We start from the raw sequence: 16677 nt of genomic DNA, 5'->3' as shown, positions 1-16677 counted from the left end.
TCGAACAAGGGGAACTGTATGACCGATTTCACCAAGACCCGGCAAGCATTTCATCTGCCCGAGGGGCTGACCTATCTGGATGGCAACTCCCTTGGGCCGATGCCTATTGCCGCGAAGGAGCGCGTTTCGCGGATGATGGCCGAGGAATGGTCCGAGATGCTGATCACCGGCTGGAACCGGGCGGGCTGGTATGTGCAGCCGCGCAAGGTCGGTGACCGGATCGCCCGGCTGATCGGCGCGGGACCGGGCGAGGTGGTGATGGGCGACACGCTGTCGATCAAGGTCTTCCAGGCGGTCAGCGCGGCGCGGGCCCTGCGGCCCGGACGGCGGGTGATCCTGTCGGATAGCGGCAATTTCCCCTCGGATCTTTACGTGGCCGAAGGGCTGGCCCGGGCGGTGGGTGCGGAATTGCGGGTGGTCGCGCCGGAAGAGGTCGCGGACGCGATCAACGAAGACCTGGCGGTGCTGATGATCACCGAGGTCGATTACCGCACCGGCCGCCGCCACGACATGAAGGCTTTGACCGCCCGCGCGCATGAGGCAGGCGCGCTGACGGTCTGGGACCTGGCGCATTCGGCGGGCGCGGTCGATGTCGATCTGACCGGGGCCGATGCCGATTTCGCGGTGGGCTGCACCTATAAATACCTCAATGGCGGACCCGGCGCTCCGGCCTTCATCTGGACCCATCCGCGCCATGCCGATGCGGCGCAGCCGATCCTGCAGGGCTGGATGGGCCATGCCGCGCCCTTCGCCTTTGATCTGGGCTATACGCCCGCGCCGGGGATCGAGCGGATGCGGGTCGGCACGCCTCCGGTCATCGCCATGACGGCACTGGATGCGGCGCTGGATGCCTGGGACGGGGTGGAGCTGGCCGATCTGCGGGCGCGCTCGATCGAACTGACCGAGGCTTTCATCGCCGGTGTCGAGGCGGGTTGTCCGGGCGTCACGCTGAACTCGCCGCGTGATCCGGCCATGCGCGGCTCTCAGGTCAGTTTCCGCCATCCGCAGGGTTACGCGGTCATGCAGGCGCTGATTGCCGAGGGGGTGATCGGGGATTTCCGGGCGCCGGATGTGCTGCGCTTTGGATTCGCGCCGCTTTACAATGATTTGCAGGATGTGCAGCGCGCGGTCGATACGCTTGCCCGGATCCTGCGCGATGAAAGCTGGGATCGGCCGCATTTCCATGAAAAAGCCGATGTGACGTAGCGGCACAGGGCTTCTCATCCGGAGAGTCCTGACGCAAGAATTCAACGTTAACGGAAGCTGCGATGGTCATGCGATATCTTGCCTCAGTCTTCTTCGTCGGCCTGTCGGCCCTGGCCGGTTGGGCAGGGGCTGGTGATCTGCGGGTCGAGTTCGTCACCGCAGAAGAAAAGCCCCTGCTGCTTAACTTGCGGCTGTCCGGCACATTGGAGGCCAAGGACAGCGTCGATCTGGCTTTCGCCAGAGCGGGCGGGTGACCGAGGTCCTGGTCGAGGAGGGGGATCGCGTCGGCAAGGACGATCCGCTGGCACGGCTGGATTCCGTGCAGCAGGAGCAGGGGCTGAAAGTGGCCGAGGCCAGCCTCGCCTCCGCGCGTGCCACGCAGGAACAGGCACGGCAGGCAAGCGAGCGGGCAGCTGCGATGCTGGAGCGTGGCGTGGGCACGCGGGCAGCCCGCGATCAGGCGGTTCAGGCGTTGTCCGAGGCACAAGGAGCGGTAGAGCGGGCCGAGAGCGGAGTCGATCAGGCCCGGCGGGCGCTGGATGACACCGTGCTGCGCGCGCCCGAGGCTTCGGTCGTGACGGGACGGGACATGTCGCCGGGGCAGATCGTCGGCGCGGCGCAGCCGGTGGTTTCACTGGCCAGCCTGGAGGGGCTCGAAGCGGTGTTCCGCTCGCCCGATCATCCGTTGCTGGACGATGCGATGGGCGCCGAGGTGCGGCTGGCCCCGATCGATATCGATGCCCCGGAGATGACCGGTGTCGTGACCGAGATCGCGCCGCTGGTCGATCCGGCCACGGGAACCGTCACATTGCGTGCCAGTGTCGAAGGTGGTCCGGAGGGGATCGACCTGCTGGGCGCCGCCGTGCGCGGTCATCTGCGGGTGCGCAGCGACAGCGGCATTGTCGTTCCCTGGACCGCGTTAACCCGGCAGGGTGAGACCGCGGCGGTCTGGATCCTTGGCGATGAAAACCGGGTCAGCCTGACACCTGTCGAAATCAGCCATTTCTCCGATGGCGAGGTTTACCTGTCGGGCGGGATCGAGCCCGGGCAGGTGGTGATCGGCGCGGGATCGCAACTGCTTTATCTGGGGCGTGCCGTGGAACCGGCAGAGGTGCAACCATGAAGCGGATCGCGGTGCTGGCCCTTGCGGGGGTATTGGCGGGGCTTCCGGCGGCGGGATTCGAATTGCCCGGCTGGCTCGGTTTTGGCAGCGAGGCCGCGACGGAAGAACCGCCGCGCCCGGTCGTGACCGAGATCGTCGAAGATCGCGGCGATGACGCTCGATCTGTGCCTGGCCTGATCGCCTCGAAGACCGAGGTGACGATGGCGTTCCAGACATTGGGGCGGATGATCTCTCGTCATGTCGAACTGGGCGACCGGGTCGAGGAGGGGCAATTGCTGGCGGAACTGGCCACCGAGGATCTGGCCGCGACCACCCGCGCGGCCAGTGCCGCCGTCGATGCCGCCGAAGTGCAATTATCGACCGCGCGCACGACGCTGGAACGCACGCAGGCATTGGCCGAACGCGGCGTGGCCTCGGATGCGCAGCTGGAACAGGCGCAGCGCGGCATGGCCGCGGCGCAGGCCGCCGCCGACCAGGCCCGGTCCGAACTGGTGCAGGCCGAGGATGCCGAGGGCTTCGCGAGGATGACCGCGCCTTTCGCGGGCGTTGTCAGCGCCGTATACGAGGCGCAGGGTGCGGTGGTCAGCGCCGGTGCGCCGATCCTTCAGCTTTCGGCGGATGATGCGCGCGAGGCTGTCATCGACCTGCCGGAATCGGCGCTGGCGGCGTTGCCGAAGGATGCCGTTTTCACCATCTGGCAGCGCGTCGATCCGGGCCGGACCTATACCGCGCCGCTGGACCGCATCGAGCCGCTTGCCGATATCGCCACGCGGACAAGGCGGCTGCACCTGGTCCTGCCGGCGGAGGCGTCCTTCCGCTTGGGCACGTTGATCCGTGCGCGTGTGGGCGCGCCGGAAGAACCCGCGCTGACCCTGCCGGATGCGGCATTGTTCGAACGCGACGGCCAGCCGCATGTCTGGCGGATCTCGCGCGAGGGCGACAATGCCAGGGTCGAGGCGGTCGGCGTGGCCACCGGGCCCAGCTATCGCGGGCGGGTGCTGGTGTCGGAGGGGCTCTCCATCGGGGATGAGGTGGTGATCCGTGGCGTGAATTCATTGCAAGCCGGGCAACCGGTCGGACGGAGGGTCGAGCCGTGAAGGGTTTCAATCTGTCGGACTGGGCGTTGCATCATCGCAGCTTCGTCTGGTTCCTGCTGGTCCTGTCGCTGTTTGCGGGGGCGCTGAGCTATGTCAATCTGGGCCGCGAGGAGGATCCGAATTTCACCATCAAGACGATGGTGATCGGCGCCGCTCTGCCCGGTGCCAGCATCGAGGATACGCTCAAGCAGGTCACCACCCGCATCGAGACCAAGCTGGAAGAGCTTGACGAGCTGGACTACACCCGTTCGGTCACCTCCCCGGGGCAATCCGTGGTCTATGTCGAATTGATGCCGACCACGCGCGGATCCGATGTCCCCGAGGTATGGAAGCGCGTCCGCCAGATGATGTCCGATATCCGGCCGAATTTCCGCAGGAATTCCAGGGCTTCCAGTTCAACGACGATTTCGGCGACGTCTATGGCAATATCTATGCCTTTACCTCGGACGGGTTTACCCCGCGCGAGATGCGCGACCGGGTCGAGGCGATCCGCAAGCAGGTGGCGGCCCTGCCCGCCGCCGGCAAGACCGAGCTTCTGGGCGTCCAGGACGAGCGGATTTACATGGAATTCTCGACCGCACGGCTGGCGGCCCTGGGGCTGAACCAGCAGCAGGTCATGGCGACGCTGGCCACGCAGAATGCGATCGCCCCCTCGGGGGTGGTGCAGGATGGGCCGGAGCGCGTGCTGGTCCGCGTCGGCGGCCAGTTCGACGATGCCGATTCCATCGCTGCCGTGAACCTGCGGGTGGGCGAGAGGTTCTTCAACCTGGGCGATGTCGCCACCGTCACCCGCGGCTACGCGGACCCGCCCGAGACGCTGTTCCGCTATGACGGTCGGCCCGCCATCGGGTTGCAGATCGGCATGCGCGAGGGTGGCAACATCCTTGAATTCGGCAAGCAGCTCGAACATCTGATGGATGGCGTCGCCCGTGACCTGCCCGTCGGAATCGAGATGGCCAAGACCGCCGATCAGCCGCATGTGGTAGACGAGGCCGTGGGCCATTTCGTCCAGGCATTGGCCGAGGCGGTGATCATCGTGCTGATCGTCAGCTTTGTCAGCCTTGGTTTCCGGGCCGGTTTCGTGGTGACGCTGACCATTCCGCTGGTGCTGGCGATCACCTTCGTCATCCTTGATCTCTATGGTATCACCTTGCAGCGGATTTCCCTTGGCGCGCTGATCATCGCGCTCGGACTGCTGGTCGATGACGCGATGATCGCCATCGAGACGATGATCTCGCGGCTGGAGATCGGCGAGTCCCTGTCCAGCGCGGCCAGCTATGCCTGGACCTCCATTGCCTTCCCGATGCTGACCGGCACGCTGGTCACGGTGGCGGGTTTCATCCCCATCGGGCTGAACAATTCGGCGGCGGGCGAGTTCACCTTCTCGCTTTTCGTGGTGATCGCGGTGTCGCTGCTGATCTCGTGGATCGTGGCGGTGCTGTTCGCACCTCTCTTGGGGGTGACCTTTCTCAAGGAAAACCTGGCGCATCATGAACACAAGGCCGGGCGTCTTCGCCTTGCCTTCCATCGACTTCTGCGCGCGGGCATGCGGTTCAAATGGGCGACCATCGCCATCACGCTGCTGATCTTTGCCGGATCGGTCTGGGGCATGCGCTTTGTCGAGCAGCAATTCTTCCCCGATTCCGACCGCACCGAGGTGATCGTCGATGTCGGGGAACGTCAGAACGCCTCCATCGCCAAGACCCGCGCCGATATGGACCGGCTGGAAGCGCATCTGGCCGAAAGCGAGGACGTGCTGTTCTGGACCTCTTATGTCGGCAGGGGCGCGCCGCGCTTCATCCTGTCGATGGATGTGCCGACACCGGGGCCGCATATGGGCCAGATCGTGATCCAGACGCCGGATGTGGCGGCGCGCGACCGGGTCAAGGCAATGCTCAACGAGGTGGCGGCAACCGAGTTTCCGGGCGTCGATCTCTACGTGAAGAATCTCGAGATCGGCCCGCCGGTCGGCAAACCGGTGCAGTATCGTGTCAGCTCACCCGATCTGGACCAGGCCCGTGACGCCGCAAGGGGGCTGGCCGCCGTTCTGGCAACCGAGCCGCGCCTGCGCGATATCGCGCTCGACTGGAACGAGCCCGCCCGCGTCATCCGGCTGGAGGTCGATCAGGACCAGGCCCGGCAGGTCGGGGTGTCCGGCCAGGATATCGCCGATGCCCTGTCCGCGGTTTTCTCGGGCAAGACCGTCACGCAGTTGCGCGACGACATCTTCCTGATCGATGTCGTGGCGCGGGGCGTGGATGCCGACCGGCAATCGCTGGATTCGATCCGCAACCTGCAACTGACGACGGGGACGGCGGGAAATATCCCGCTGATGTCGCTCGCCAGCCTTGAATATGACACCGAGCAGCCGCTGATCATGCAGCGCGACGGCCTGCCCACGGTGACCGTCAAGGCCGCCATCGATGGCGATACGCAACCCGCGACGCTGGTTCAGGCGCTGGAGGACGCGGTGGCGGATTACGCGAATGAGTTGCCCGAGGCGGTCAGCATCGTGGTCGGCGGTTCTGTCGAGACATCGGCGGAAAGCCAGGCGCCCATCGCCGCGGTCGTGCCGGTGATGCTGCTGATCATGGCGGTTCTGGTGATGGCGCAGATGCAGAGCGTCCGGCTGTCGCTGATCGTCTTTGCCGCCGCGCCGATGGGGCTGATCGGTGTGGTCGCCGTGCTGGTGCCCTTCGGGGTGCCGATGGGCTTCGTGGCGATCCTGGGGATCCTTGCGCTGATCGGCATCCTGATCCGCAACTCGATCATCCTCGTGCACGAGATCGAGGTGCTGCTGTCCAAGGGCCGCTCGAAATGGGATGCCGTGTTCGAGGCCTCGGACAGCCGGGCCCGCCCGATCCTGCTGACCGCGGCGGCGGCCTCGCTGGCGCTGATCCCGATCGCGCGGCAGGTGTTCTGGGGGCCGATGGCCTTCGCGATGATGGGCGGGATCATCGCCGGGACGCTGGTGACGCTGGTCTTCGTGCCGGCGCTGTACTGCGCGGTGTTCGGTGTGCGCCCGCCTGCCGGGACAAAGAGCTGACGCGGCCCCGGTTGCCCGGAAACCGCGTCGGTTCCACAAGCGCGACCGGGAGCAGCCGGCAGATCGCCTTACGGTTTCGTCTCGATCTCGATGAATGACAGGGGGCCGGGGCCGGCGTTCTTGACGTCGTGCCGCACGCCTTTCGGGCGCAGGTAACTGTCCCCGGGTTTCACCTGCTTTTCGGTGACCTCGCCATCTGCCTCGTAGGCCATCGTCGAATCCGTCAGGATCACCACGCATAGTCCATCTCATGCTCGTGCCAGCCGGTCGTGGCGCCGGGTGCGAAATCCCAACGGGTGATTTTCGAGCGGTCGTTCTCGGCAAGGACGGTCGGGACGGCGGCGATGGTGGATTCGAATGGCATGATGTCTTTCCCTCGATTTGCAGGATGCGGCCCCAGAGTAATCGCCCGCCGGGATTTGTCACCACGGTCTTGCATCCTCCGCCCGGCAAGATTGCGAACTTCCATGGAAAACGCCCCGAAGGCAGGACCTCCGGGGCGTTTCGTCTTTCACATCATGCCGCCTATTCGGCCGCCGAGCGTTTCGGCAGGACCCAGTCCGGGCGCGGGAAATGGCAGGTATAGCCGGTCGGGAAGCGTTCGAGGTAGTCCTGATGCTCGGGTTCGGCCTTCCAGAAATCTCCGACCGGCTCGAGCTCGGTCACGACCTTTCCCGGCCAGAGCCCGGAGGCCTCGACATCGGCGATGGTATCCAGCGCCACCCGCTTCTGATCCTCGTTCACGTAATAGATCGCCGAACGATAGCTGGGCCCGATATCGTTGCCCTGCCGGTTCGGGGTGGTCGGATCATGGATCTGGAAGAAGAACTCCAATAGCTGGCGATAGCTGATCATGCCCGGATCGAAGGTGATCTCGATTCCCTCGGCATGGGTGCCGTGATCGCGATAGGTGGCGTTCGGGACATCGCCTCCGGTATATCCCACCTGCGTCGAGATGACGCCGGGCAGGCGGCGGATCAGATCCTGCATTCCCCAGAAGCAGCCACCGGCCAATACAGCGCGTTCGGTCATTCAAGCCTCCTCTACCTGGTCCAGATATTCGCCATAGCCCTCGGCCTCCATCCGGTCCTTCGGCACGAAGCGCAGAGAGGCCGAGTTGATGCAGTAGCGCAGCCCCCCGGCCTCGGGCGGGCCGTCGGGAAACACATGCCCCAGATGGCTGTCGCCATGTTTCGAGCGGACCTCGGTGCGGATCATCCCGAAAGTCTGGTCCTGGTGCTCGGTCACGTTCCCGTCGATGGGCTTGGTGAAGGCGGGCCAGCCGCAGCCGGAATTATACTTGGCCGCACTGACGAAGAGAGGCTCCCCCGAGACGATATCGACATAGATGCCCGGCTCGAAATGATGATCGTATTCGCCGGTAAAGGCGCGCTCCGTGCCGTTTTCCTGCGTGACGCGGTATTGTTCGGGCGTCAGCCGGGCGAGGGCGTCCGATGATTTTTCGTATGGCAAGTCGTCCTCCTTGGATCGGGACCTGTTCGCGCTCTAATATGGGGAGCGTGTGCGGATCCGCAAAGGCCGATTGCCGCAGATCGGTCAGAACCGCGCCAATTCCTCTTTCGCCTCGGCATATTCCCTTGCCAGCCGCTCGATGCGCTCTGCCGCCGGCAGGATCTCGCGCACCGCGCCGATTCCCTGTCCCGAGCCCCAGATCTGGCTCCAGGCCTTGGGCTTGGATGAGCCTTCGCTGAAATTCATCGACGAGGCGTCGGCATGTTCCAGATCGTCCGGATCCAGCCCGGCATTGCGGATCGACGGGGCAAGGTAATTGCCCGAAACGCCGGTGAACAGCGACGAGGTGACGATATCCATCGCCCCGCTGTCGCAGATCATCCGCTTGTAGTCGGATGGCGCGCTCGCCTCTTCGGTGGCGATGAAGGGGCTGCCGATATAGGCCAGATCGGCCCCCATCGCCTTTGCTGCCAGAACCGCCCGCCCGGTCGCGATCGCGCCCGACAGCAGCAGCGGCCCGTCGAACCATTCCCGGATCTCCTGCACCAGCGCAAAGGGCGATTGCGGCCCGGCATGGCCCCCCGCGCCCGCCGCAACGGCGATCAGCCCATCCGCGCCCTTCTCGATGGCCTTCCGGGCGAATTTGTTGTTGATGATGTCGTGCAACGCGATCCCGCCGCAATCATGGGCGGCCGCGTTCACCTCGGGGCGTGCGCCGAGCGAGGTGATCCAGATCGGCACCTTGTGGCGGTGGCAGATCTCGATATCGCGTTCCAGCCGCGCATTGCTGCGATGCACGATCTGGTTGACCGCGAAAGGCGCCGCCGGGCGGTCGGGATTGGCCTGGTTGTGGCGGTCGAGCTCTTCGGTGATCCGGGTCAGCCATGCTTCGAGCTGGATCTCTTCGCCATCCTTCTCGCGTGCATTCAGTGCCGGAAAGCTGCCGACGATCCCGGCCTTGCATTGCGCGATGACCAGATCGGGAGTTGAGACGATGAACATCGGCGACGCCACGACGGGAATGCGCAGATTCTGCAGAATGGGCGGCAGCATGGGGTTCCTCCTTGCAATTTGTGCAACGATGGCGCGAGCGTCGGGATCATGCAAGCCGTGACGCGGCGACACGAACCGCAGGCTTGCGGCTGGCAAATCGGGCGCAACCGGTCTAGCCCTGCAAAAGACCCGTTCATCATGAAGGAGCATCCCATGACCCTCCGCCTCAGCCTCGCCTTTCTCGCCGCTTCCGCCCTGCCGGTCGCCGCCGAGACATCTCGCATTGCCGTTATCTCGGCCTTCCCGCCGGAATGGGTCAGCCTGCAGGCCGATCTGGAAGGGGCGGAAACGCAGGTGATCAATGGCAGCGAATTCGTGACCGGCAAGCTGGGCGGGCAGGAGGTGGTGCTGTTCCTTTCGGGCGTGTCGATGGTCAACGCGGCCATGACCACGCAACTGGTGCTGGATCGTTTCGACATCGATGCCATCGTCTTCTCGGGCATCGCGGGCGGCGTCGATCCGTCGCTGAATATCGGCGATGTCGCGGTGGCCGATCAATGGGGGCAATATCTTGAAACGGTCATGGCGCGCGAAACGGGTGACGGCTTCGAGATCCCGCCTTTCCTGGAATCGCCCTTCCCGAATTACGGCATGATCTTCACGCGCGAAACGACCGTAGCCTCGGATCGCGGAGAACCCGAGACGCGCTTCTGGTTCGAAAGCGATCCCGAATTGCTGGACGCCGCGAAAACCGTCGCGGACAATATCGACCTGGCCGAATGCAACAGCGACAATGCCTGCCTTGAGCAGGCGCCGCAGATCCGTGTCGGCGGCAATGGCGTGTCTGGCTCGGCCTTCGTGGACAATGCCGGGCTGCGCGAATGGATCTTCGATACGTTCGAGGCGCGGGTCGTCGATATGGAATCCGCCGCCGTGGCGCAGGTCGCATGGGCCAATCAGACGCCCTTCATCGCCTTCCGTTCGCTTTCCGACCTGGCTGGCGGCGGCGAGGGGGCGAACGAGATGGATGTCTTCATGTCGCTGGCATCCGAGAATTCGGCGCTGGTGGTCAAGGAATTTCTGGCGGCGTTACCCAGGGATTGAATGAATCGCGGCCCAGGTAAGTCTTTATCAGGAAATACCTGTCAGGAACCTGCCCGTGAACCGGGCATGGGAACGCAAGGCCTCGCCAATTGTCCAGATCGTTGTGTTTGCCCGGTAAAACCATAAGATGAGTTGGCGGATCCCGTCTTCCCTTTCACGGCAGGGCGGCACCTGAAGAGGAATGTGAATTGCGACATCTGCGTGGCCTGCTTGCCCTGACCCTGTCTACCTGCCTGGCGATGCCGGCATTGGCCGAGGGGGACATGGGCCACGATTTCCAGGCAACGCTCGGCTATGGACGAATAACCGCGAATGAACTGGTCTATAGCGGCGCGGGGGATGAGCGTCTCAGCCACCTGATCTGGGAAGCGAACACCCCGGTCGCGACGTTGAATGCGCGGTTTGACCTTGGCAATGCCTGGGTGCTGAGCGGTCAGGCGATTTTCAGCGTGAATGGCCGCGCCGACATGACCGATTTCGATTGGCTGGCTCCCTTTGCCAAGGGCACCAGCGATCACCAATGGACCGACCGTTCGCGGCATCCCGACAGCCAGCTCGATCATTATCTCGACCTCGAGCTGGCGGCCGGGCGCGATTTCGACCTGAATGAGGCCACACGGGTCAACCTGCATGGCGGATTGAAATATACATGGGTCGAGTGGCATGCCCGGGGTGGCAGCTACATCTATTCAGAGAATGGCTTCCGCGATGCGCGCGGGAGTTTTCCCGATGGAGAGGTCGGGATCAGTTACAAGCAACAGCGCAGAACCGTTTTCGCCGGCGCGAGGTCATTCGGGAACAAGGGGACTGGCGGCTGTCGGGCCTGTTCCGGGCTGGCTTGAGCGTCGATCCGAAAGCAGTCGATCACCATTGGCTGCGGAACGCGCGTTTCGATGAAGGATTCTCCACCTCACCATTCCTTCAGATGAGGCTTGCCGCAGAGCGCCAACTGGAAAACGAGATGTGGCTGCATGTCGGCGTCGGCTACCAGAAATTCTTCCGGGAGAGAGGGGATACACGCCTGTCGGCAATCCGGACCGGGCAGAAGGAAGGGATATATAAGAATAGCGTCGGGGCGGATTTGTCGGTTGCCACCATCGATATCGGGCTTAGGCGGGAATTCTGATCGCATTGCCTTCGCGCAAATTAAAAAGGCCCCGCTAACCGGGGCCCTTCTTCTTCTTCATTGTAATATCCTCGGGGGGAAATCCCCGCAGGGGATTGGGGGGCGGACAGCCCCCGTGTCCGTGGAGCCTATCGACGGTTGTTTCCACCGGGCCGACCGCCTCAATGCAATGTCGCGTCCTGCTTCGGCCCTTCGCCGATCGCTCCCAGCTTCTGCCCTGCACGTCCGATGCGATTGCCGACCAGCAGACCGTCGTCGTTTGCGGTGACATGCACGGTCTGACCGTCCAGCACCTCGCCCGACAGCAGCAATTCGGCCAGAGGATCCTGCAGCGCGCGCTGGATCACCCGCTTGAGCGGGCGGGCGCCGAAGACCGGGTCATAGCCCTGATCGGCCAGCCACTTGCGCGCCTCGTCATCCAGTTCCAGCGTGATCTTGCGATCGGCCAGACGGGCCTCCAGCCGCGCAAGCTGGATCTTGACGATGCCATCCATGTTCCCGCGCGTCAGGCGGCGGAAGATGATGATCTCGTCCAGCCGGTTCAGGAATTCGGGGCGGAAATGCGACCGCACCGCCTCCATCACCTGTGTCCGGGCATCGGTGGAATCGGCCTCTTCGGGCAGCGTCGAAAGCGCCTGCGACCCAAGGTTGGAGGTCAGGATGATCAGCGTCTGCTTGAAGTCCACCGTCCGGCCCTGGCCATCGGTCAGCTTGCCGTCGTCCAGCACCTGCAACAGCAAGTTGAAGACATCGGGATGCGCCTTCTCGACCTCGTCGAACAGGATCACCTGATAGGGCCTGCGCCGCACCGCCTCGGTCAGCACGCCGCCCTCGTCATAGCCGACATAGCCCGGAGGCGCGCCGATCAGCCGGGCCACGGAATGTTTCTCCATGAATTCCGACATGTCGATGCGGACCATCGCCTGATCGTCGTCGAACATGTAATTGGCCAGCGCCTTTGTCAGTTCGGTCTTGCCGACGCCGGTCGGACCGAGGAACAGGAAGCTGCCAAGCGGCCGGTTCTCGTCATTCAGCCCGGCCCGCGCGCGGCGCACCGCGTTGGACACGGCGATCACCGCCTCGGACTGGCCGATCACGCGGCCGGTCAGCACGTCCTCCATCTTCAAGAGCTTCTCGCGCTCGCCCTCCAGCATCCTTGCCGTCGGGATGCCGGTCCAGCGTTCGACCACCTCGGCGATCTGCTCGGGGCGGACGGCCTCCTCGACCATCGGGCCGTTGGCCTCTTCGGTTTCGGTTGAGGCCAATTGCTTTTCCAGACCCGGGATGATGCCATAGGACAATTCCCCCGCGCGGGCCAGGTTGCCCTCGCGCTTGGCCTGCTCCAGCTCGGCCCGCGCCCGGTCAAGCTGTTCCTTCAGCCCCCTTGCGCCTTCCAGCTTGTCGCGTTCGGCCTGCCAGCGGGCGGTCATCCCGGCGCTACGCTCCTGCAGATCCGACAGGTCCTTTTCCAGCCGCTCCAGCCGGTCCCGCGAGGCGCTGTCTTCTTCCTTTTTCAGCGCTTCGGCCTCGATCTGCATCTGCAGGATCTGCCGGTCCAGCGCGTCGAGTTCCTCGGGCTTGCTGTCCACCTCCATCCGCAGCCGGCTGGCGGCCTCGTCCATCAGGTCGATGGCCTTGTCCGGCAGGAAACGGTCGGTGATGTAGCGGTTGGACAATTGCGCAGCCGCGACCAGCGCCGCGTCCGAGATCCGCACGCCGTGGTGAAGTTCGTATTTCTCCTTGATGCCGCGCAGGATGCTGATCGTATCCTCGACGGTCGGCTCCTCGACCAACACCGGCTGGAAGCGGCGGGCAAGGGCGGCGTCCTTCTCGATATACTTGCGGTATTCGTCCAGCGTCGTGGCGCCCACGCAATGCAACTCCCCCCGCGCAAGCGCCGGTTTGATCAGGTTGGCCGCATCCATGGCACCATCGGTCTTGCCGGCGCCGACCAGCGTATGCAACTCGTCGATGAACAGCACGATCTCGCCCGCGGCGGCCTCGATCTCCTTCAGGATCGCCTTCAGCCGTTCCTCGAATTCGCCGCGATACTTGCTGCCCGCGATCAGCGCGCCCATGTCCAGCGCCATGAGCCGCTTGTCGCGCAGGGATTCCGGCACGTCGCCATCGATGATCCGCAGCGCCAGCCCCTCGGCGATGGCGGTCTTGCCGACGCCGGGCTCGCCGATCAGCACCGGGTTGTTCTTGGTGCGGCGGGAAAGCACCTGCATGGCGCGGCGGATTTCTTCGTCGCGGCCGATGATCGGGTCGATTTTGCCCTGTTCGGCGGCCTCGGTCAGGTCGCGGGCGATTTCTTGAGCGCCTCGTAGCCGTCCTCGGCCGAGGCCGAGTCGGCGGTGCGCCCCTTGCGCAGATCGTTGATCGCGGAGTTCAGCTTTTGCGCCGTCACGGCGCCCGCCTCCAGCGCATCCTTGGCGCGGGTATTCACCATCGCCAGCGCCATCAGGATACGCTCGGCCGGTACGAAGCTGTCGCCCGCCTTTTTTGCGATCTTCTCGGCCTCGTCCAGCACGCGGACCATGGAGGGGTCCACATAGACCTGCCCGTCCGCGCCCGAAACCCTGGGCAGCTTGGCAACCGCCTGATCCACGGCCTCTGCCACGCGGCTTGCATCCCCGCCCGCGCGGTTGATCAGGTTGGAAGCCAGCCCCTGATCGTCATCCATCAATGCTTTCAGCAAATGTTCGGGAACGACCCGCTGGTTTTCCTCGCGGATCGCGATGGTCTGGGCGGCTTGCAGGAAGCCACGCGACCGTTCCGTGAACTTTTCCATGTTCATCGGCAATTTCTCCTTTTGTTAGCCCCCGAGTTGGCAGACGCCCTGTAGAGGCACGTCCCGGTTCGGGTCTTCGGGTAACAGATGGGAAGTATCACGCCGCTTTCAAGCCGCGACAAGCTGTGCCATAACACCGCGATTTCGCGGCAAAAGGGGATGTTCATGGATGATCGGCTGATCGTGGCGCTGGATGTGCCGGATGCGGTGGCGGGGCTGGAACTGGCCGGGAAGCTGGGCGATTCCGTCGGCTTCTACAAGATCGGGCTGGGGATGCTGACGGGCGGCGGGCTGGCGCTGGCCAATGAGTTGAAGCAGGAGCATGGCAAGCGCATCTTCCTTGACATGAAGCTGTTCGATATCGGCGCCACCGTCGAGGCGGCGGTGCGTGGGCTGGCCCGGTTCGAGCTGGATTTCCTGACCGTGCATGGCGATCCCAATGTCATCCGCGCCGCGAAGGAAGGGGCGGGGGATAGCGGGCTGAAAATCCTCGGCGTCACCATACTGACCTCGCTGGAGCGCGCCGACCTGGATGCCGCGATGATCCGGCCCGGCGAGTTGCACGAGATCACCGTGGAGCGCGCCGCCCGCGCCTTCGAGGCCGGGGCCGATGGTATCATCTGCTCGCCCCGCGAGGCAGCAGCGATCCGTGCCCTGCCGGGATCGAAGCTGATCGTCACGCCGGGCGTCCGCCCCGCGGGCAGCGATCTGGGGGATCAGAAACGGGTGGAGACACCGGCCAGCGCCATTGCAGCCGGTGCCGATCACATCGTCGTCGGCCGCCCTGTCTGGAAGGCCGGGGATCCGCGTGCCGCCGCGCAGGCCATCCTGGCCGAGATGGCGTCACCGCAGGCGCAGCGCCCGAACCGGTAGCGCGGGCGGGACTGCCGGATGGATATTTTCATGAAGAAGAAGGGCCGGGGCCGGGATTGATCGGAACGCCTCGCAGGGAGGAGGCATGCGGTTTCCGGCGCTTGACCGCCACCAACCGGTTTGGACAGATCGCTCCGGCCGAAACCGGCGCGAGGGATCACGCCTGCTCTGACGCGACAGGGGGGAGGTCGATAACCCGACGGATCCAGTCCTTGAAATGCGGCACGGCGAATGGATGTGAAAGGAACTCTCCGAGTGCCATCATCCGCCATTCCTGCCCCTCGTCGCCAAATCTGATCTCGGCGATTTCATCCCCTGTCAGGCTGCCGTGGAACAGCCACGACTGTATTCCGGGATCCTGATGCGAAGGGAAACGGTGTCCGGTCAATCGCTTGGGTGGCAGATCGATACCGAATTCCTCGCGCAGTTCGCGCCGGGCGCTATCCACGGGCGTCTCGTCCCCCTCGCGCTCGCCTCCGGGCAGGTCCCAATGGGCGGGGAAGGGGATATGGTCGAAATCGTCCCGCAGGCAGGTGAGCAACCGGCCTCCGGCCATCAATAGCAGCTTGGCACCGTGAAAGGGAATTCTGTCTTCGTTCAAGGGCCTGTCCTTGTCGAACCTGTCTGACGGCCTCGATCCTGCATGAACCGAGGCGGGTTTCATAGGGGGTGCAGTCTGGGATTCCACCCTGCCGCCATTCATTGGGCTGCGCGGATTCCTGAATGGATGATAGTGCGTCAAATGAAACTTCCAGGCCAGGGTGGAGCCCTGCCGAGACATCTGTGGGGGTTGACGCTTGCTTCGTCGCTGGTTCAAGAACCTGCGGCAACGGGGCGGCTCGCCCCGGCTTTGGAAGAGGCCACATGACCGAACTGCTCGAACAGTTGACCAAGGGCGACCGCCGCGCATTGTCGCGTGCCATCACGCTGATCGAATCGACGCGGGCAGATCATCGCGAGCGGGCCATCTCGCTCTTGTCGCATTTGCCGCCTCGCCAGGCGCTGCGCATCGGCCTGTCGGGGACGCCGGGGGTCGGCAAGTCCACCTTCATCGAGGCCTTCGGCACGATGCTGACCGAACAGGGTCTGCGCGTCGCCGTGCTGGCCGTCGATCCGTCCTCGGCCCGTTCGGGGGGCTCGATCCTGGGCGACAAGACCCGGATGGAGACCCTGTCGCGCAACCCGTTGGCCTTCATCCGTCCCACCCCCTCCAATGCCCAGCTTGGCGGCGTCGCCCGCCGCACCCGCGAGACGATCCGGCTTTGCGAGGCAGCGGGCTATGACGTGGTGCTGATCGAGACGGTCGGCGTCGGCCAGTCCGAGACGCTGGTGGCCGAGATGTCGGACCTGTTCACGCTGTTGCTGGCCCCGGCGGGCGGTGACGAGTTGCAGGGCGTCAAGCGCGGCATCATGGAAATGGCCGATCTGATCCTGGTGAACAAGGCCGATGGCGATCTGCTGCCCACCGCCCGGCGCACCGTTGCGGATTATGCCGGTGCGCTGCGGCTGTTGCGGAAACGGGCTCAGGATCCCGAAGGGTTCCCCAAGGCAAAGGCTGTATCGGCGGCCACCGGAGACGGGTTGAAGGAAGCCTGGGCCGAGATGCGGGCGCTGGCCGATTGGCGCCGCGAGCATGGGCATTTCGAAGCGAACCGGGCGGCGCAGGCGCGGCACTGGTTCATGGCCGAATTGCGGGCCGGGTTGCTGGCACGGCTGGATGAGCCCGATGTGAGGGCCGAATTGCAGCGGCTTGGCGACGAGGTCGCGGCGGGCGATGTGGCGCCGGGCGTCGCGGCAGCACGGATGCTGGACCGATTGAAAGGCATGTCGGGTTGAATCCGA

Annotated in this window: 16 protein-coding genes and 2 pseudogenes; 11 read left to right on the top strand and 7 right to left on the bottom strand. The window is 64.6% G+C overall.

Features of this window, described 5'->3' with window-relative positions; translation table 11 throughout:
- Positions 1 to 18: 18 nt before the first annotated feature.
- The 6 genes and pseudogenes from kynU to A7A09_RS05800 all read left to right on the top strand — a co-directional run bounded on the left by kynU (position 19) and on the right by A7A09_RS05800 (position 6472).
- A complete protein-coding gene (gene kynU / locus A7A09_RS05820) occupies positions 19 to 1206 on the top strand; it encodes a kynureninase (protein WP_106690516.1) in 1188 nt (395 codons plus the stop codon).
- A 68-nt stretch (positions 1207 to 1274) separates the two neighbouring features.
- Positions 1275 to 1460 (top strand): hypothetical protein, encoded by a 186-nt coding sequence (locus tag A7A09_RS05815; protein WP_148043614.1) that lies wholly within the window; start codon positions 1275 to 1277, stop codon positions 1458 to 1460.
- Entirely contained in the window at positions 1457 to 2329 is an 873-nt protein-coding gene (locus A7A09_RS05810; RefSeq protein WP_170167028.1) for an efflux RND transporter periplasmic adaptor subunit, read from the top strand. The genes A7A09_RS05815 and A7A09_RS05810 overlap by 4 nt, the downstream gene beginning before the upstream one ends.
- Complete coding sequence (locus tag A7A09_RS05805; RefSeq protein ID WP_106690513.1) at positions 2326 to 3426, top strand: efflux RND transporter periplasmic adaptor subunit; 1101 nt, start codon at positions 2326 to 2328, stop codon at positions 3424 to 3426. The genes A7A09_RS05810 and A7A09_RS05805 overlap by 4 nt, the downstream gene beginning before the upstream one ends.
- A pseudogene (locus A7A09_RS21820) lies at positions 3423 to 3749 on the top strand (efflux RND transporter permease subunit); the annotation flags it as partial. The gene A7A09_RS05805 and the pseudogene A7A09_RS21820, both read left to right, overlap by 4 nt.
- Positions 3750 to 3751: 2 nt before the next feature.
- Positions 3752 to 6472, top strand: coding sequence for an efflux RND transporter permease subunit (locus A7A09_RS05800; RefSeq protein ID WP_281277407.1), 2721 nt, complete (start codon positions 3752 to 3754; stop codon positions 6470 to 6472).
- A 68-nt stretch (positions 6473 to 6540) separates the two neighbouring features.
- Here A7A09_RS05800 and A7A09_RS21340 read toward each other — a convergent pair whose 3' ends face one another.
- From A7A09_RS21340 to A7A09_RS05780, 5 genes are all read right to left on the bottom strand, one after another.
- Positions 6541 to 6684: a cupin domain-containing protein gene (locus A7A09_RS21340; RefSeq protein WP_245999165.1), complete on the bottom strand. Its 144-nt coding sequence runs from the start codon at positions 6682 to 6684 to the stop codon at positions 6541 to 6543.
- A 17-nt stretch (positions 6685 to 6701) separates the two neighbouring features.
- Positions 6702 to 6836, bottom strand: coding sequence for a cupin domain-containing protein (locus tag A7A09_RS21815; protein WP_281277406.1), 135 nt, complete (start codon positions 6834 to 6836; stop codon positions 6702 to 6704).
- A 161-nt stretch (positions 6837 to 6997) separates the two neighbouring features.
- The gene (gene msrA, locus A7A09_RS05790; protein ID WP_106690512.1) at positions 6998 to 7504 is read right to left on the bottom strand and encodes a peptide-methionine (S)-S-oxide reductase MsrA; all 507 of its coding nucleotides are present in this window, start codon (positions 7502 to 7504) and stop codon (positions 6998 to 7000) included.
- Positions 7505 to 7945, bottom strand: a complete 441-nt coding sequence (msrB, locus tag A7A09_RS05785; protein ID WP_106690511.1) for a peptide-methionine (R)-S-oxide reductase MsrB — start codon at positions 7943 to 7945, stop codon at positions 7505 to 7507.
- A gap of 84 nt (positions 7946 to 8029) precedes the next feature.
- The gene (locus A7A09_RS05780; RefSeq protein ID WP_106690510.1) at positions 8030 to 8998 is read right to left on the bottom strand and encodes an NAD(P)H-dependent flavin oxidoreductase; all 969 of its coding nucleotides are present in this window, start codon (positions 8996 to 8998) and stop codon (positions 8030 to 8032) included.
- A gap of 153 nt (positions 8999 to 9151) precedes the next feature.
- Between A7A09_RS05780 and A7A09_RS05775 the strand changes: the two genes are divergently transcribed.
- The 3 genes from A7A09_RS05775 (at position 9152) to A7A09_RS21805 (ending at position 11168) form a co-directional block, all read left to right on the top strand.
- A complete protein-coding gene (locus A7A09_RS05775) occupies positions 9152 to 10042 on the top strand; it encodes a 5'-methylthioadenosine/S-adenosylhomocysteine nucleosidase (RefSeq protein ID WP_106690758.1) in 891 nt (296 codons plus the stop codon).
- Between the two features lie 188 nt (positions 10043 to 10230).
- Positions 10231 to 10884, top strand: coding sequence for an omptin family outer membrane protease (locus A7A09_RS21810; protein ID WP_106690509.1), 654 nt, complete (start codon positions 10231 to 10233; stop codon positions 10882 to 10884).
- The gene (locus tag A7A09_RS21805; RefSeq protein ID WP_170167027.1) at positions 10881 to 11168 is read left to right on the top strand and encodes an omptin family outer membrane protease; all 288 of its coding nucleotides are present in this window, start codon (positions 10881 to 10883) and stop codon (positions 11166 to 11168) included. Before A7A09_RS21810 ends, A7A09_RS21805 begins: the two co-directional genes overlap by 4 nt.
- A 161-nt stretch (positions 11169 to 11329) precedes the next feature.
- Here the strand turns inward: A7A09_RS21805 and clpB are convergent.
- Positions 11330 to 13968, bottom strand: a pseudogene (gene clpB / locus A7A09_RS05760) (ATP-dependent chaperone ClpB).
- A 159-nt stretch (positions 13969 to 14127) separates the two neighbouring features.
- Here clpB and pyrF point away from each other — a divergent pair.
- Complete coding sequence (gene pyrF / locus A7A09_RS05755; RefSeq protein WP_106690757.1) at positions 14128 to 14835, top strand: orotidine-5'-phosphate decarboxylase; 708 nt, start codon at positions 14128 to 14130, stop codon at positions 14833 to 14835.
- A 157-nt stretch (positions 14836 to 14992) separates the two neighbouring features.
- Here pyrF and A7A09_RS05750 read toward each other — a convergent pair whose 3' ends face one another.
- Positions 14993 to 15436, bottom strand: coding sequence for an NUDIX hydrolase (locus tag A7A09_RS05750; protein WP_245999164.1), 444 nt, complete (start codon positions 15434 to 15436; stop codon positions 14993 to 14995).
- A gap of 263 nt (positions 15437 to 15699) precedes the next feature.
- Between A7A09_RS05750 and meaB the strand changes: the two genes are divergently transcribed.
- Positions 15700 to 16671, top strand: coding sequence for a methylmalonyl Co-A mutase-associated GTPase MeaB (gene meaB, locus A7A09_RS05745; protein WP_106690506.1), 972 nt, complete (start codon positions 15700 to 15702; stop codon positions 16669 to 16671).
- Positions 16672 to 16677 lie beyond the last annotated feature (6 nt).

Origin of the sequence: Paracoccus methylarcula (assembly GCF_003007735.2) — a bacterium.
Lineage (GTDB): Bacteria > Pseudomonadota > Alphaproteobacteria > Rhodobacterales > Rhodobacteraceae > Paracoccus > Paracoccus methylarcula.
This window is presented reverse-complemented; position numbering and strand designations above follow the sequence as displayed.

What these genes read in the sequence shown, in the direction of transcription:
- A7A09_RS21340 (WP_245999165.1), bottom strand. Translation starts at nt 6,684, where the DNA reads ATGGCCTACGAGGCAGATGGCGAGGTCACCGAAAAGCAGGTGAAACCC.
- meaB (WP_106690506.1), top strand. Translation starts at nt 15,700, where the DNA reads ATGACCGAACTGCTCGAACAGTTGACCAAGGGCGACCGCCGCGCATTG.
- msrA (WP_106690512.1), bottom strand. Translation starts at nt 7,504, where the DNA reads ATGACCGAACGCGCTGTATTGGCCGGTGGCTGCTTCTGGGGAATGCAG.
- pyrF (WP_106690757.1), top strand. Translation starts at nt 14,128, where the DNA reads ATGGATGATCGGCTGATCGTGGCGCTGGATGTGCCGGATGCGGTGGCG.
- kynU (WP_106690516.1), top strand. Translation starts at nt 19, where the DNA reads ATGACCGATTTCACCAAGACCCGGCAAGCATTTCATCTGCCCGAGGGG.
- A7A09_RS05805 (WP_106690513.1), top strand. Translation starts at nt 2,326, where the DNA reads ATGAAGCGGATCGCGGTGCTGGCCCTTGCGGGGGTATTGGCGGGGCTT.
- A7A09_RS05775 (WP_106690758.1), top strand. Translation starts at nt 9,152, where the DNA reads ATGACCCTCCGCCTCAGCCTCGCCTTTCTCGCCGCTTCCGCCCTGCCG.
- A7A09_RS21815 (WP_281277406.1), bottom strand. Translation starts at nt 6,836, where the DNA reads ATGCCATTCGAATCCACCATCGCCGCCGTCCCGACCGTCCTTGCCGAG.
- A7A09_RS05780 (WP_106690510.1), bottom strand. Translation starts at nt 8,998, where the DNA reads ATGCTGCCGCCCATTCTGCAGAATCTGCGCATTCCCGTCGTGGCGTCG.
- A7A09_RS05800 (WP_281277407.1), top strand. Translation starts at nt 3,752, where the DNA reads ATGGAAGCGCGTCCGCCAGATGATGTCCGATATCCGGCCGAATTTCCG.
- A7A09_RS05815 (WP_148043614.1), top strand. Translation starts at nt 1,275, where the DNA reads ATGCGATATCTTGCCTCAGTCTTCTTCGTCGGCCTGTCGGCCCTGGCC.